Raw genomic sequence first — 13,312 nt, 5'->3', positions numbered from 1 at the left:
GCGCAGCCCGCCGGGCGACACTGATTCTTTCCGTCGCTCGAAGGCGCGTGACGATTTTTCCGTCGTACGAACCCGGGTAGCGCATGATATCGATCAGTCACGTCAGCAAGTCCTTCGGCGTGGGCTCCGGTAGCACGCTGGCCCTCGACGACGTCAGTCTCGAGGTCGGGCGCGGAGAGATCTTCGGCGTGGTCGGGCAGAGCGGTGCGGGCAAGAGCACCCTCATCCGCACCGTCAACCTGTTGGAACGGCCGGATGTCGGCACCATAACGGTCGACGGCAGAGTCATCACGTCTCTCGCCGACCGCGACCTGCGCATCGCCCGGCAGAGCATCGGCATGGTCTTCCAGCACTTCAACCTGCTGTCGAGCCGGACGGTCCGCGGCAACGTCGAACTCGCGCTCGAGGTCATCGGCGTCGACGGCCGCGAACGGCGTTCACGCGCCGGCGAGATCCTCGACCTCGTGGGACTGGCCGAGAAGGAGAACGCGTACCCGGCCCAGCTCTCCGGCGGCCAGAAGCAGCGCATCGGAATCGCCCGTGCCCTCGCCGGGCGACCGAGCGTGCTGCTCTCCGACGAGGCCACAAGCGCACTGGATCCCGAGACCACTCGGTCGATCCTCGAGCTGCTCAAGACCATCAACCGCGAGCTCGACCTCACCGTGCTGCTCATCACCCACGAGATGGACGTCGTGAAGACGGTGTGCGACTCGGCGGCCCTGCTCGAGGGCGGCCGCGTCGTGGAACAGGGAAAACTGGTCGAGCTCATCTCCACCCCGGGTTCCCGGCTGGCCCACGACCTCTTCCCGCTCGGGGACATCCCGGCCGGCACGACGGGCGCGGTCGTCGACATCACCTTCAGCGGCGGGTCCGCCGACCGGCCGGTCATCGCGCAGCTGGCCAGGGACCACGCGATCGACGTGAGCATCCTCGGTGCCACGATCGAGACGATCGCCGGCAACCAGGCCGGCCGCACCCGTCTCGAGCTGCCCGGCTCGCCGCAGACCACCGCGGCGGCGATCGCCGACCTGCGCGCCCAAGGCCTGCTCGTCGAACTCGTAAGGGACGCAGCATGAACGACACCTCCGATCCCAAGTTCTGGAGCGACCTCGTCGACGTGCTGCTGCTCGGCACCGGGCAGACGCTCTACATGGTCTCCCTCGCGCTGATCGTCACCGTCATCGTCGGCCTGCCGCTCGGCATTCTGCTCGTCGGTACCGAGCGTGGCGGGCTCTTCGCCACCCCGTTCGGATCGCGCACGGCCGGACGCGTGATCAACCGCGTGCTCGACTTCATCGTCAACCTCGGGCGCTCGATCCCGTTCATCATCCTGATGATCGCGGTCATCCCGTTCACCCGACTCGTCGTCGGAACCTTCATCGGCTCGACCGCGGCGATCGTGCCGCTCTCGCTCGTGGCCATCCCGTTCTTCGCCCGCATGGTCGAGATCGCCCTGAAGGAGGTCGACCCGGGTCTCACCGAGGCCGCGAACTCGTTGGGCGCCAGCCGTTGGCAGATCGTGCGCAAGGTGCTCGTGCCCGAGGCGCTGCCGAGCATGCTGCTCGGACTCGCCACCACCGTGACATCCATCATCAACTTCTCGGCGATGGTGGGAACGGTCGCCGGCGGCGGACTCGGCGACGTTGCCTTCCGCTACGGCTACCAGCGGTACTCGACGATCCACATCGTCGCGGTGATCATCATCATCTTCATCATCGTGCAGTCGCTCGCGGCCATCGCCACCCACTTCGCGAAGAAGTATGCGCGCACGGCGTCGGACACCGGCAGGGCCCAGGCCGTGGCCGCCCGGGCCGACCTTCGTCCGGTCACGAGCGCCGAATAGTTTCCCCCAGCGGCCGAAGTCAGCATCACGGCCGCGCCCGCATCACCCAACATCCAAGAGAAGAGAATCACATGCGTATCACCCACCGCAGCGCGCGCCTTGCTGGTGCCGCCGCTGCCGCCGCAGTCCTGGCCATCGGCCTCTCCGCCTGCTCGTCGAGCGCTCCGGCCTCGACCAACCCCGACGTCGAGGACCTCGGCACGATCAAGGTGGGCGCGCTGCAGACGCCCGCCGGCGACATCCTGACCTGGGTGCAGGAGAACCTCGCCGCCGACGCCGGCCTCACCATCGAGTTCGTGCCGTTCACCGACTACAACACCCCGAACCTGTCGGTGAGCGACGGGTCGACCGACGCGAACCTGTTCCAGAACGCGAACTTCCTCGCGACCTACAACGAGGCGTCGAGCGACTCGCTCGTGAGCGTCGGCGACGTCTACCTGCCGAGCGCCGCGTTCTACAGCGACAAGATCAAGAGCCTCGACGACCTCGAGGACGGCGCGACGATCGCCGTGCCGAACGACCCGACCAACGAGGGCCGCGCGCTGCTGATCCTCGCCGCCGAGGGGCTCATCGAGACCACCGAGGAGCCGACCACGCTCGGCGACATCACCGACAACCCGCACGACTTCGAGTTCGTCGAGATCGAGAACGCCACGCTGGCGCAGTCGGTGCCCGACGTCGACACGGCCTTCGTCACCATCTCGTTCGCGCTGCCCGCCGGCCTCACCGCCGACGACGCGATTCTGATCGAGGGCAGCGACAGCCCGTACGTCAACGTGCTCGCCACCACCGAGGAGTTGGAGAGCGATCCCCGCGTCGCCAAGCTCTACGAGCTGTTGACGTCGCAGGAGACCTCCGACTACATCAACGAGACCTGGGACGGTCTCGTGGTGCCCGTCGAGAACTAGTCACACGCATTATCCGTGCCCGTCCCGCCGCTGCGGGGCGGGCACTATTTCGTACGCCGGACGCCGCCCCCCAGCAGCCACGGCCGCAGCAGTCGGGTGATCGCCGGAAGCGCGAGGTAGGTCATCACCGGCGTGACGATCACCGTGAGCACCAGAACGCGCAGGGGCAGCGGCCAACCGTCGCTCACAAACGACAGCAACCAGTTGACGACGAGACTGAGCGGCAGGAAGCTCGCGAAGATCGCGACCATCTGCTTCCAGCGCGGGGGAGTGGGCGGGGTCTGCGCGATCACCTCGACCGACGTCGGCTGGTCGAACCAGCCCTCGATGCCGGTTCGACGCTCGACCGACGACTCCTCGACCAGTCCGACCGCGCTCTCCACCCACCAGGCGCGCTCGGCGGACTTCTCCCATGTGGACAGGCTCGGTTCGTCGGCGAAACGGTAGAGCATGTGCCATTCGGATGACTCGGGGTCGGGGCGAATCCAACCGGAACCCAGGTAGCCCGGGCTGGCGCTCGCGAGTTCCTGCCCGGCGCGTGCCCAGGCCGCGGCCTCCTTCGCACGCTCGGGGGCGACGGTTCGCGTGACGGAGACGGTGATCGGTGTGGCACTCATCCGACCAGTTTGCCCCGTCATTGTTTCGGATTCGCGTCGGCGCGGTTTGGAGTCGTCGAGTTATGTAGTAATCTTTACAAGTTGCCTTTTCGAGAGAGAAGGCGAATCGAAAAACGAATAATGGGTCCATGGCGCAGCCCGGTAGCGCACCTGCATGGCATGCAGGGGGTCAGGGGTTCGAATCCCCTTGGATCCACCATTAGTGAGAAAGCCCCGCTGTATTCAGCGGGGCTTTCGTCGTTAACGGGCCCGTCGTCGCAGCCAGAAACACCGGCGAAATATCTGCGGCGTACGCTCGTGTCTCGGTGAACCGAGAGACTGCGAGGTGACGGGGTGGGGCACATCGGAACGACGGGTCGAATCGCCGAGGAATCGACGGAACACGCCATGTTGCGCGCACTCGGCGCCCTGCTCAGGGTCGACCTCGAACCGCGCACCCTGCAACTGCCCGGAAACCTCCGGGTGGAGGTCGAGGGCATCGACCAGGCCGAGAGCGTGCTCGTGCAGCTCGTCCCGTACCTTGGCGAGGCGCGCTCGACCCACCGTATGGGCGCCCTCGCCGACATGTTCAAACTCGTCTGGCTGCGCGGTGTATTGCCGACGAGACCCCGACTGGTTCTCTGCGTCGCCGAGCCGCAGGCGAGGTTCTTCACCTCGGCATCCTGGCCACTCAGCGCCGCGAAAGCACAGCAGGTCGACGTCTACTCGTTCCACACCGCCGACGGTTCGCTGCACCTGCTCACGGCCTAGGGCGAGTGTTTACGCGCGCGAAACAGAACCCGTCGCTTTCGCGTAACACTCGGTCTGTACTGTCTCACTAACGGACCTCCGCGGGCCATTAGCTTCCTTCTCGACAGCGTTCCTCTCGAGAGGCGAATCTCTTCACCCGTTCGCTCTCCTTCTCTCTTTTCGACGGATCTGAGCCCTGGAGGCACAAGTGACTTTCCTGATCAGCGGCGTCGTGGGCAACCCACGTGCCGATTCGAAGACTCTCGCGGCGACACGCTCGCTCGTGGCCAGCCTCACCGACGCGCTCGGAGCGTCGGACGCCGGCGTGGTCGACCTCGCCGAATTCGGCGGCCGCGTTCTCGACAGCTCCGACGCCGGTGTGGCCGGCGAGCGTGCCCGGCTCGCCGCGGTGCAGCTGCTCGTCGTGGCCACGCCGGTCTACAAGGGCTCCTACACGGGCCTGCTCAAGGCGTTCCTCGACGGGTACGGACCCGGAGCGCTCTCCTCGACGTTCGCAGTGCCGCTGACGATCGCCGCGTCGCCGCAGCACTCGCTCGCCGGCGGAACCCACCTGCAGCCCGTGCTCGACGAGCTCGGCGCGCTCAGCCCGCTCGGCGGTCTGTTCCTCCCCGACGCGGTGGCCGCCGATGGTGCACAGCGCGACACGGCCATCGCCGAGTGGATCGAGCGCCGCTCGGTCGTCCTCGGTTCGCTCGCGGGGGTGGCGGCATGACGAACGTCGACACAGCGGTAGCCGAGTCATCCGGAACTTACCTCGAATCGCCTCCCGGATTCGACGCGGGACAACTGCGCCGCGCCCTCGCCGGCATGGCGACGTCGGTCACGCTCGTCACCACCAAGATCGACGGCACGCCCTACGGGTTCACCGCCAACAGCTTCACGAGCGTCTCGGTCTCGCCGCCACTCGTGGCCGTGTTCCTCGCCGAGACGGCCGAGAGCTACCCGGCGTTCGCCCGCACGACGCACCTGGCGGTGAACATCCTCGCCGACGGCCAGGGCGACATCGCCAAGCACTTCGCCACCAAGGGCGTCGACAAGTTTGCGGCGGTCGAACTGCACCACGAGTACGACCACGTTCCCGTCGTGACGGGCGCCGCGGCATCCATCGTCGGTCGGGTGCACGAGCGCTGGACCGTGGGGGACCACCTCATGATCATCGTCCACGTCGACGACGTGCTGCGCGCCGACGTCGAGCCCCTCGTTTATCAGAACCGCGCGTTCAGGAAGTTGGTCTAAACCGTGTCAGACACCATCGCCATCAGCAAGGCCGTGAAGATCTACGGATCGGGCGCGGGCCAGCACGTCGCCCTCAACGGCGTCGACGTCACGATCGAGCGCGGCCAGTTCGTGAGCATCATCGGACCGTCCGGCTGTGGCAAGTCCACCCTGCTGCGCCTCATCGCCGGACTCGAGCAGGCCGACGACGGCGACGTGAGCGTCTTCGGGGTGACACCGGAACGTGCTTGCGCCGCGAAGATGATCGGACTCGTTCCGCAGACTCCCGCGCTGCTGCCGTGGCTCGACGTGCTCAAGAACGTGAGCCTGCCGGCGAAGGTCAACCCCGGCGCCGACCGACGACGCCAGAAAATCGGCGGGCATGTGGCGAAGGCGGCGCCGGACATGCGCGACCTGCTGCAGAAGGCCGGGCTCGGCGACGCCGTGCACAAGCTGCCCGCGCAGTTGAGCGGCGGCATGCAGCAGCGCACCGCGATCGTGCGGGCCTTCGGGGTTCAGCCCGACGTGCTGTTGATGGACGAGCCGTTCTCGGCGCTCGACGAGTTCACCCGCGAGTCGATCCAGGGGCAACTGCTCGACATCTGGGACCAGATGAACACGACCGTCGTCTTCGTCACCCACTCGGTGACGGAGGCCGTGCGGCTCTCCGACAAGGTCCTCGTGATGTCGTCGGGTCCCGGCCGGGTCACGGCGTCCGTCGACATCACGCTCCCGCGCCCGCGCAGCGAGGCGATGTTGAAGACACCAGAATTCCACCACTTCGAAGACACGATCCGCGACCACCTCCAGGCCGCGTGGCGCGAGAACCCCGTGAGCAATCCGGCCTCGAGCGCGGCCTAGGGACGGGAAACAACCATGACACTCACCACCCCTGTGACGCCACGCGTGGACCCGGCACCCGTCGAGAGCACGCTCCCGCGGAAGAAGACCGCGGCGATCCCCGCGCGCTTCTCCTTCGTCCGCCCCGCCTACTGGCTGCCCGTGGTCGTGCTCGTCGTCGCTCTCGGCTTCGCCTGGAATTTCGTCGCGAAAGACAACCCGTACCTGCTGCCGCCGCTCGCCGCGGTGTGGGAGGCGCTCGCGAGCAATCCGGGTTTCTACCTCCACAACGCCTGGGTCACGCTGTCCGTGGCGCTGATCGGCCTCGCCATCGGGTTCGTCGCCTCGTACGTGCTCGCGATCCTGATCTCCGAACTGCCCATCGCGCGACGGGCCATCATGCCGGTGGCGGTCGTGCTCAACGTGACGCCGCTGGTCGCCATCGCGCCCGCGCTCGTGGTCGCATTCGGGTTCGGACCGGAACCGAAGCTCATCGTCACGGCGCTGATCTGCTTCTTCCCGATCCTCATCAACGTGTCCACCGGGCTCCGCTCCGTGCCACAGTCGGTCGTGCAGGTCTTCTCGACGCTGCACGCCTCGCGCATCGAGATGCTCTGGCACGTGCGGATGCCCAGCGCGCTGCCGTTCCTGTTCACGTCACTGCGCATCGTGTTCCCGCTCTCGATCATCGGCGCCGTCGTCGCGGAGCTCGCCGCCCCCGGCGCGGCCGAGGGTCTCGGAACGGTCATCAGCATCGCGTCGTCGAACAACCGCCTGCCCGTCGTCTACGCGGCGATCTTCTGTCTCGCGATCCTCGGCTCCGTGCTGCTGGCCATCATCACCGCGATCGAGCGGCGGGTCCTGCACTGGCACGAGTCGATGATCGGCGAGAAGAACTGACGCGCGCCCCACATTCCCACCCGCACCACCGCTCGCACCCTTAACCCCATCTCAAGGAGACAGCTATGCCCGCACGCACCAGACTGGCCATCGCCGCGACGGTGATCGCCACCGTCGCGATCGGCCTCACCGCCTGCAGTCCCACCGCATCCGCGCCGTCCGATACCTCGGCCGATGCGGCATCCGAGGGCAGCGCCATCTCGGCCGAACGCTGCGAACTCAACAAGGCGGCGGGGAAGATCAACTTCCTCACCGGGTACTTCTATCAGGCGTCCGCGTCGATTCTGAACACCGTCGCCGCCGACGAACTCGGCTACTTCGACGCGCTGTGCCTCGACGTCGACATCCAGCCGGGAACCGGCGACACCGGCGAGAACGCCCAGCTGCTCGCCTCCGGCCAGGTCACGTTCACGGGAGTGGGCGAGCAGAACCTCATCCAGGCCCAGGACAACGGCATCGACATCCTCGGCATCTCGACGCTCTCCAACGTGGGACTCGAGATCCTGATGACGAACACCGACGTGAAGGACCTCACCGAACTCGACGGCACCATCCTCGGCCAGAAGGGCAACATGCCGCCCGCCGTCGAGGCGATGCTGACTAACGCCGGCGTCGACGTGGCCTCGATCCAGCAGGTGGTGGTGGGCTACGACCCCACGATCCTGCCGCGCGGCCAGGTCGACTCGCTCACCGGCTTCATCTCGAACGAGCCCAACCTGCTCGAGGCGGCGGACTTCGACGTGACCGTGTGGCGGCCGTACGACTTCGGGGTGCCGAGCTCGCTGGGAACCGTCGCGGTCAATCCCGCTTTCGCCGAGGCCAACCCCACGGCCGTCGAGGACTTCATGCGGGCGAGCCTGCACGCCATCGACTACTGCGACGAGAACATTGACGAGTGCGTCGAGTACGCGTCCGTGCTGTCGGGCGAGGGATACGACGTGGCGCACAACATCAAGATCTGGGAGACCGAGTCGGAGATCATCACCGAGAACCAGCCGGACGACCGGCCGATCGGGCTCGTCGACACCGCCAACGTCGACGCGATCAGCGACTTCCTGGTCGAGACCGACCAGATCACGAAGGCCCCCGCCGACGTGCAGTCGTACTTCGACAACAGCTTCATCGAGAACATCTACGACGGCACGACGCTCATCTGGCCCGCGCCGTAACCGTCGACCGCCCTCCACCCCAGCCACAGAAAGAACGCACCATGTCTGAACGCGAATACGGCATCTTCCTCCCGATAGCCAACGGGGGCTGGCTCGTCTCCGAGACGGCTCCACACCCCGACGGCAGCTACGACTACAACAAGAAGGCCGCCATCATGGCGGAGGACGCCGGGATGGACTTCGTGATGTCGATGGGCAAGTGGAAGGGCTTCGGCGGCTCCACCGACCACTGGGGCCGCACGCTCGAGTCGATGACCATGATGGCCGGCATCGCCGAGGCCACCTCGCGCGTCAAGATCTGGGCCACCGTGCACGCCAACGTGCACAACCCGGTGGTCGCCGCGAAGATGTTCACCACGATCGACCAGATCTCGGGCGGCCGCGCCGGCATGAACATCGTGTCGGGCGCCTACGCCGAGGAGTTCATGCAGATGGGGGAGTGGGACGCGACGCTATCGAAGGAGGCGCGCTACCGCATGGTCGACGAGTGGACCGAGGCGGTCACCCGGCTGTGGACGGAGGACTCCGTGACGCTGGACGGCGAATTCTTCACCCTCACCGACGCGGAGTCCCGTCCGCACCCGGTGAAGCCGCCCACGATCATCAGCGCGGGCAACTCGCCGGCCGGCCGCGACTTCCAGGCCAGGCGCAGCAACGGCGCCTTCCTCTCCGGCGCCACCATGGAGGAGCTGCGCGACTCGTCGCGCGACGTGCACGAACGGGCGGCCGCGCTCGGCCGCGAGGTGAAGACCTACGGCATGCTCACCGTCGTGATGGCGGAGACCGACGCCCTCGCCGAGAAGCGGGTCGACGAGATCGGTGTCGGCGTCGACCGCGAGGCCCTCGCCAACATGCGCGTGTCATGGGGCATGCCGCGCGACCGCGTCAGCTCGTGGACGGAGTCGGCGACGGGACACGACGCGTTCCAGACCCCCTACGTCTTCGGGTCGCCGGACACGATCGTCGGCCACATCAACACGGTCGTCGAGGGCGCCGAGCTCGACGGGCTGATGATCATCTTCCCCGACTACCTCGACGACCTGCCGCCCTTCGGCGAGAGCGTGCTTCCGGTGTTGCGCGCCCAAGACGCGGACCGGGCGGCACAGGCATGGTCGGCCCAGGCATGACCGGCGCGGTGAATCTCGCGGCTCTCGGGAGCCTCCCCGGCGCGCTGCTCGTCGTCGACGTGCAGCGGTCGTTCGCCGACCCCGCCTACCTGGGCGACTACGGGCTCGACGCGGCGGCATCCGCATCGATCGTCGACGCCCTCGCCACCATTGACCGTCTCGTCGACTCCGCCAGGGAGAAGGGGATCCCGGTCGTCTGGATCGAGCTCGGCTCGCAGCCCGACCGCGTGTGGCGGTCGAGCGGCTGGCTGCGGGGTGCGGCGCTCGACGCGGCCATGTCTCCCGAGGAGCCGTGCATCGTGGGTACCCCGGGTGCCGAGTGGTACGGCCTCGAACCGGCCGAGGGCGAGATCCGGGTGGTGAAGCGCGTCTACAGCGGGTTCTTCGAGACCGGTCTCGAGGGGTTGCTGCGCGACGCGGGCATCGAATGGGTGGCGGTCACCGGCCTGACCAGCGAGTGCTGTGTCGCCGCGACCGCGACCGACGCCATGCAGCTCGACTTCCCGGTCGTCATCCCGTCGGACGCCACGGCCGCCTACGACGTGCGCATCAACGCCAACGCGCTCGAACAGCTCGCCCTCAACGTCGGCCAGATCATCACGAGCACCGACCTCGAAACCCTCTTCGCGACATCCGCCCCCGCCTCCGCGGCAGCGCGAACCGCCATCACCGGAAAGCCCGTGCACGCATGAACCACCCCGACGCCGACCCGACGCACATGCACCTCGCGTTCGACCTGTCGTTCACCCACACCGAGGGCCGCTGGGCCCGACCCGGTTCGTGGGCCGGCCGCACGTTCCCCGACGTGCGCATGTTCCAGGAGCTCGCGATCACCGCCGAACGCGGCGGAATCGACATGCTCTTCTTCGGCGACGGCACCGGCCTGCCCGACACCTGGCGCGGATCCACCGACGCCGCCGTCGAGTGGGGCGTGCAGTGGCCCCGCCACGACATGAGCCCGTTCATCGCGGCCATGTCGGCCGTCACCGAGCACATCGGTTTCGGGCTCACCTACTCGTCGACGTTTATGCACCCGTTCTACGTGGCGCGCCTGCTCAACTCCCTCGACCACGTCACCGGCGGACGCATCGCCTTCAACGTCGTCGCGTCGACGAGAGTGTCGGATGCTGCGAACTACGGTTACGACTCGCTGCCCGAGCACGGCCAGCGCTACGAGCGCATGGACGAGTTCATCGACGTCTGCCAGCGGCTGTGGAACTCCGTCGAGCCCGACGCGATCGTGATGGACCGCGAGACGGGACGGTTCGCCGACCCGGCCAAGGTGCACGCGATCGACCACCACGGCGCGTTCTTCGACGTGAAGGGACCGCTGACGAGCGTGCCGAGCCCCCAGGGCCACCCGGTGCTCGTGCAGGCCGGCAACTCGCCGCGCGGCATCGCGACGAGCGCCAAGTTCGCCGATCTCATCTTCGGCTTCGGCGGAAACCTCGCCTCGCAGACGCGTCACCGCAGCATGCTCGACGCCGAACTCGCCGCGAACGGCCGCGACCCTTCGGCTGTCGGCATCCTCTGGGCCACCCAGCTCGTGATCGGGCGCACCGAGGAGGAGGCGGCCGCGCGCAAGAACGAGATGCTCGCCTACTGGGGCGACGAAGCGGTGGGCGCCTACCTGTCGTACAACTCGGGCTACGACTTCTCCACCGTGGGATCGACCGTCAACCTCGGCGAGCTTAACGAGACGATCGTGGCGACCGGTGCGTCGCCTTCGGGACTCGTCGGCCAGCTGGTCGCCGAACTGGGCGCCGACCACGACATGAGCCGCGACGAGTTCTTCGAGCGCGGTTGGAAGCACGCGGTGGGTTTCGACACGACGATGTCGGGCACCGCCGCGCAGCTGGCCGACCAGCTCGAGGAGAACTTCGCGGCCACCGGCTCCCGCGGCGGGTACATGATCGGCAACCCGCTGAGCATGCCGAGTTCGTACGTCGACATCATCGAACTGCTCGTGCCCGAGCTGCGGCGCAGGGGCACCATGGGTGCGGCCTACCCCGGCCGCACCCTCCGCGAGAACCTCGCGTCGTGAGCCGGCGGGCCGCGCGCTCGCGATCCGCGTCGTCGCAGTGGGAACAGACGATCCTGCTCTGCTGTCTCATCGGCTCGACGCAGATGACGTGGGGCACGATCGTGCCGGCGCTCCCGCTGTACGTCGACCGCTTCGGCGTGACCGCGGCCATGCTCGGTGTCATCGTCGCGGCGTTCGGGGTCGGGCGGGTGATCGCGAACATCCCCGCCGGTCTCGCCCTGCGCTGGTGGCGTCCGCGGCCGTACCTGCGGGCGGTGTGCCTGTCGTTGATCGTCGTGACCGCCGCGACGGGATTCAGTACGGATACCGGCACGCTGATCGCGGCCAGGGTCGCCGCGGGCATACTGGGCGGCGCAGCGGTGACGATCGGCTTCGCGGTGCTCGTGGCCGGGGCTCCCGCCGACCGGCGAGGGCGCGTCATGGCAACGGCGACCGCCGTGCAGATGTCGGCCGGAGCGCTCGGCGCGTTCGTCGGCGGGCTCGCGCTCACCTGGTTCCCGCTCGAGGTGGCATTCGTCGTCGCCAGCGTGCCTCTCGCGGCCTGTCTCGCCTGGGACGCGGCTCGCCCGGCCCGGCACTACTGGCAACCGTTGCGAGCCGGCGACCGTGGCGCACGGCCCGCGGTCGACCGGGTCGCCTCGTCGGGTCTCGGCGTCGTGGTCGTCGCCCTCGCGCTCGGCTCGTTCGCGGCGTTCTTCGCCCGGTTCGGCGGCGAGCAGGGACTCGTGCCGTTGCTCGCCTACGAGCAGGGCGGTCTCACCCCGCTCACCCTCGGGGTCGCGCTGGCGGCCGCGACCCTGGCATCGCTCGCCGCGATGCCCCTCGTCGGCGCCGTTATCGACCGTGGTCGCCGTGTCTCGGTGCTCGTCCCCGCCACGGTCGCGGCGGCACTGGCTCTCCTGCTGTTCGCGGTGGCCGAGGGGCCGTGGTTCTTCGCCGCCGCCATCGTCGTCTACGGACTCGCGTCGAGCGTCGCGGGTGTCGTGCCCTCGGTGATCATGAGCGAGCGCGTGCCGGCCGGGCTGAGCGGGGTCGTGGTCGGGGTGACGAGAACCGCGGGCGACGTCGGCGCCGTGGTCGGTCCACTGCTCGTCTTCGGGGTGTTCGACGCCGCGGGAGTCTGGCCGGCCGTCGCGGTCATCGCGGTGGTGCTCGTGGTCGCCAACCTGCTCATCGTGCGGGTGTCGATCGGGTCACGGCGCGAGGCCATCCTCGTCAGCGGCTAGCGTTGACCGCATGCCGCACCTCCTGCACCTCGATTCCTCGGCCGACCTCGACACCTCACGGTCGCGCGCGATCGGGCAGACCTTCGTCGACGCGTGGCTCGAGGCCGACCCGCAGAACACCGTGACCCACCGCGACCTGCACCGGGCGCCGCTCCCGCACCTGGCGGACTCCTCGCTGCACTGGCCGGAACACGCCAGGCCGGAGGGGTCGAACCCGCCCGCCGAGGCGGTCGCATTGCAGGCAGCGCTCATCGAGGAGCTCCTGACCGCGGACGTCGTCCTCGTCGGCGCGCCGCTCTACAACTACTCGATGCCGTCGACGCTTAAGGCCTGGATCGACCACATCCACGTGCCGGGCATCACAGCCGGCGACAAGCAGCCGATGGCGGGCAGGCCGGCGGTGATCATCTCCAGCCGCGGGGTCTCCTACGACGAGGGTTCGCCCACGGCGGGTTGGGACCACGCGGTGCCCGCGCTGCAGCTGATTCTCGGAACGTCGCTCGGCATGCCGGTCACGCTCGTCTCGACGAGTCTCACGCTCGCCGAGGCTGTGCCCGAACTCGCCGACCAGATCGAGCGCGGGCGCGAAGAGCTCGCACTCGCCCACGAGGAAGCGGCCTCCGCCGGGTCGCGCCTCGGAGGGATGACCCGGCTGGAGTAGGCGCCGCCACGA

Annotated in this window: 15 protein-coding genes and 1 tRNA gene; 15 read left to right on the top strand and 1 reads right to left on the bottom strand. The window is 68.2% G+C overall.

Going from position 1 to position 13,312, the window contains the following annotated elements:
- Positions 1 to 83: 83 nt before the first annotated feature.
- The 3 genes from IEV96_RS05775 (at position 84) to IEV96_RS05765 (ending at position 2,751) form a co-directional block, all read left to right on the top strand.
- Entirely contained in the window at positions 84 to 1,076 is a 993-nt protein-coding gene (locus tag IEV96_RS05775; RefSeq protein ID WP_188509706.1) for a methionine ABC transporter ATP-binding protein, read from the top strand.
- Positions 1,073 to 1,843, top strand: coding sequence for a methionine ABC transporter permease (locus tag IEV96_RS05770; RefSeq protein ID WP_188509705.1), 771 nt, complete (start codon positions 1,073 to 1,075; stop codon positions 1,841 to 1,843). The genes IEV96_RS05775 and IEV96_RS05770 overlap by 4 nt, the downstream gene beginning before the upstream one ends.
- Before the next feature lie 71 nt (positions 1,844 to 1,914).
- Positions 1,915 to 2,751, top strand: a complete 837-nt coding sequence (locus IEV96_RS05765; protein WP_188509704.1) for a MetQ/NlpA family ABC transporter substrate-binding protein — start codon at positions 1,915 to 1,917, stop codon at positions 2,749 to 2,751.
- Positions 2,752 to 2,795: 44 nt separating this feature from the next.
- Here IEV96_RS05765 and IEV96_RS05760 read toward each other — a convergent pair whose 3' ends face one another.
- Positions 2,796 to 3,368 (bottom strand): antibiotic biosynthesis monooxygenase, encoded by a 573-nt coding sequence (locus IEV96_RS05760; protein ID WP_188509703.1) that lies wholly within the window; start codon positions 3,366 to 3,368, stop codon positions 2,796 to 2,798.
- 122 nt (positions 3,369 to 3,490) lie between these two features.
- On the opposite strand from IEV96_RS05760, the gene IEV96_RS05755 reads away from it, so the two are divergent.
- The 12 genes from IEV96_RS05755 to IEV96_RS05700 all read left to right on the top strand — a co-directional run bounded on the left by IEV96_RS05755 (position 3,491) and on the right by IEV96_RS05700 (position 13,300).
- A tRNA-Ala gene (locus IEV96_RS05755) sits at positions 3,491 to 3,567 on the top strand.
- A gap of 188 nt (positions 3,568 to 3,755) precedes the next feature.
- Positions 3,756 to 4,118, top strand: a complete 363-nt coding sequence (locus IEV96_RS05750; protein ID WP_188509702.1) for a hypothetical protein — start codon at positions 3,756 to 3,758, stop codon at positions 4,116 to 4,118.
- 187 nt (positions 4,119 to 4,305) lie between these two features.
- The gene (locus IEV96_RS05745; RefSeq protein WP_188509701.1) at positions 4,306 to 4,830 is read left to right on the top strand and encodes an NADPH-dependent FMN reductase; all 525 of its coding nucleotides are present in this window, start codon (positions 4,306 to 4,308) and stop codon (positions 4,828 to 4,830) included.
- Entirely contained in the window at positions 4,827 to 5,354 is a 528-nt protein-coding gene (locus IEV96_RS05740) for a flavin reductase family protein (protein WP_188509700.1), read from the top strand. Before IEV96_RS05745 ends, IEV96_RS05740 begins: the two co-directional genes overlap by 4 nt.
- A 3-nt stretch (positions 5,355 to 5,357) precedes the next feature.
- Complete coding sequence (locus tag IEV96_RS05735; RefSeq protein WP_188509699.1) at positions 5,358 to 6,194, top strand: ABC transporter ATP-binding protein; 837 nt, start codon at positions 5,358 to 5,360, stop codon at positions 6,192 to 6,194.
- Positions 6,195 to 6,209: 15 nt separating this feature from the next.
- Positions 6,210 to 7,073 (top strand): ABC transporter permease, encoded by an 864-nt coding sequence (locus IEV96_RS05730; RefSeq protein ID WP_188509698.1) that lies wholly within the window; start codon positions 6,210 to 6,212, stop codon positions 7,071 to 7,073.
- A 65-nt stretch (positions 7,074 to 7,138) separates the two neighbouring features.
- A complete protein-coding gene (locus tag IEV96_RS05725) occupies positions 7,139 to 8,242 on the top strand; it encodes an ABC transporter substrate-binding protein (protein WP_188509697.1) in 1,104 nt (367 codons plus the stop codon).
- Between the two features lie 41 nt (positions 8,243 to 8,283).
- Positions 8,284 to 9,369: an LLM class flavin-dependent oxidoreductase gene (locus tag IEV96_RS05720; protein ID WP_188509696.1), complete on the top strand. Its 1,086-nt coding sequence runs from the start codon at positions 8,284 to 8,286 to the stop codon at positions 9,367 to 9,369.
- Positions 9,366 to 10,061 carry a cysteine hydrolase family protein gene (locus IEV96_RS05715; RefSeq protein ID WP_188509695.1) on the top strand — a complete coding sequence of 232 codons (696 nt, stop codon included), beginning with the start codon at positions 9,366 to 9,368 and terminating at the stop codon, positions 10,059 to 10,061. The genes IEV96_RS05720 and IEV96_RS05715 overlap by 4 nt, the downstream gene beginning before the upstream one ends.
- Positions 10,058 to 11,413: an NtaA/DmoA family FMN-dependent monooxygenase gene (locus IEV96_RS05710; protein ID WP_188509694.1), complete on the top strand. Its 1,356-nt coding sequence runs from the start codon at positions 10,058 to 10,060 to the stop codon at positions 11,411 to 11,413. The genes IEV96_RS05715 and IEV96_RS05710 overlap by 4 nt, the downstream gene beginning before the upstream one ends.
- Positions 11,410 to 12,639: an MFS transporter gene (locus tag IEV96_RS05705; RefSeq protein ID WP_188509693.1), complete on the top strand. Its 1,230-nt coding sequence runs from the start codon at positions 11,410 to 11,412 to the stop codon at positions 12,637 to 12,639. Before IEV96_RS05710 ends, IEV96_RS05705 begins: the two co-directional genes overlap by 4 nt.
- 10 nt (positions 12,640 to 12,649) lie before the next feature.
- Positions 12,650 to 13,300 carry an FMN-dependent NADH-azoreductase gene (locus IEV96_RS05700; protein ID WP_188509692.1) on the top strand — a complete coding sequence of 217 codons (651 nt, stop codon included), beginning with the start codon at positions 12,650 to 12,652 and terminating at the stop codon, positions 13,298 to 13,300.
- The last annotated feature ends 12 nt before the right edge of the window (positions 13,301 to 13,312 follow it).

Origin of the sequence: Conyzicola nivalis (assembly GCF_014639655.1) — a bacterium.
Lineage (GTDB): Bacteria > Actinomycetota > Actinomycetes > Actinomycetales > Microbacteriaceae > Conyzicola > Conyzicola nivalis.
This window is presented reverse-complemented; position numbering and strand designations above follow the sequence as displayed.

Bases quoted from the DNA above. Each gene is read 5' to 3' on its own strand.
- IEV96_RS05775 (WP_188509706.1), top strand. From the start codon at position 84: ATGATATCGATCAGTCACGTCAGCAAGTCCTTCGGCGTGGGCTCCGGT.
- IEV96_RS05770 (WP_188509705.1), top strand. From the start codon at position 1,073: ATGAACGACACCTCCGATCCCAAGTTCTGGAGCGACCTCGTCGACGTG.
- IEV96_RS05765 (WP_188509704.1), top strand. From the start codon at position 1,915: ATGCGTATCACCCACCGCAGCGCGCGCCTTGCTGGTGCCGCCGCTGCC.
- IEV96_RS05760 (WP_188509703.1), bottom strand. From the start codon at position 3,368: ATGAGTGCCACACCGATCACCGTCTCCGTCACGCGAACCGTCGCCCCC.
- IEV96_RS05750 (WP_188509702.1), top strand. From the start codon at position 3,756: ATGTTGCGCGCACTCGGCGCCCTGCTCAGGGTCGACCTCGAACCGCGC.
- IEV96_RS05740 (WP_188509700.1), top strand. From the start codon at position 4,827: ATGACGAACGTCGACACAGCGGTAGCCGAGTCATCCGGAACTTACCTC.
- IEV96_RS05730 (WP_188509698.1), top strand. From the start codon at position 6,210: ATGACACTCACCACCCCTGTGACGCCACGCGTGGACCCGGCACCCGTC.
- IEV96_RS05725 (WP_188509697.1), top strand. From the start codon at position 7,139: ATGCCCGCACGCACCAGACTGGCCATCGCCGCGACGGTGATCGCCACC.
- IEV96_RS05720 (WP_188509696.1), top strand. From the start codon at position 8,284: ATGTCTGAACGCGAATACGGCATCTTCCTCCCGATAGCCAACGGGGGC.
- IEV96_RS05715 (WP_188509695.1), top strand. From the start codon at position 9,366: ATGACCGGCGCGGTGAATCTCGCGGCTCTCGGGAGCCTCCCCGGCGCG.
- IEV96_RS05710 (WP_188509694.1), top strand. From the start codon at position 10,058: ATGAACCACCCCGACGCCGACCCGACGCACATGCACCTCGCGTTCGAC.
- IEV96_RS05700 (WP_188509692.1), top strand. From the start codon at position 12,650: ATGCCGCACCTCCTGCACCTCGATTCCTCGGCCGACCTCGACACCTCA.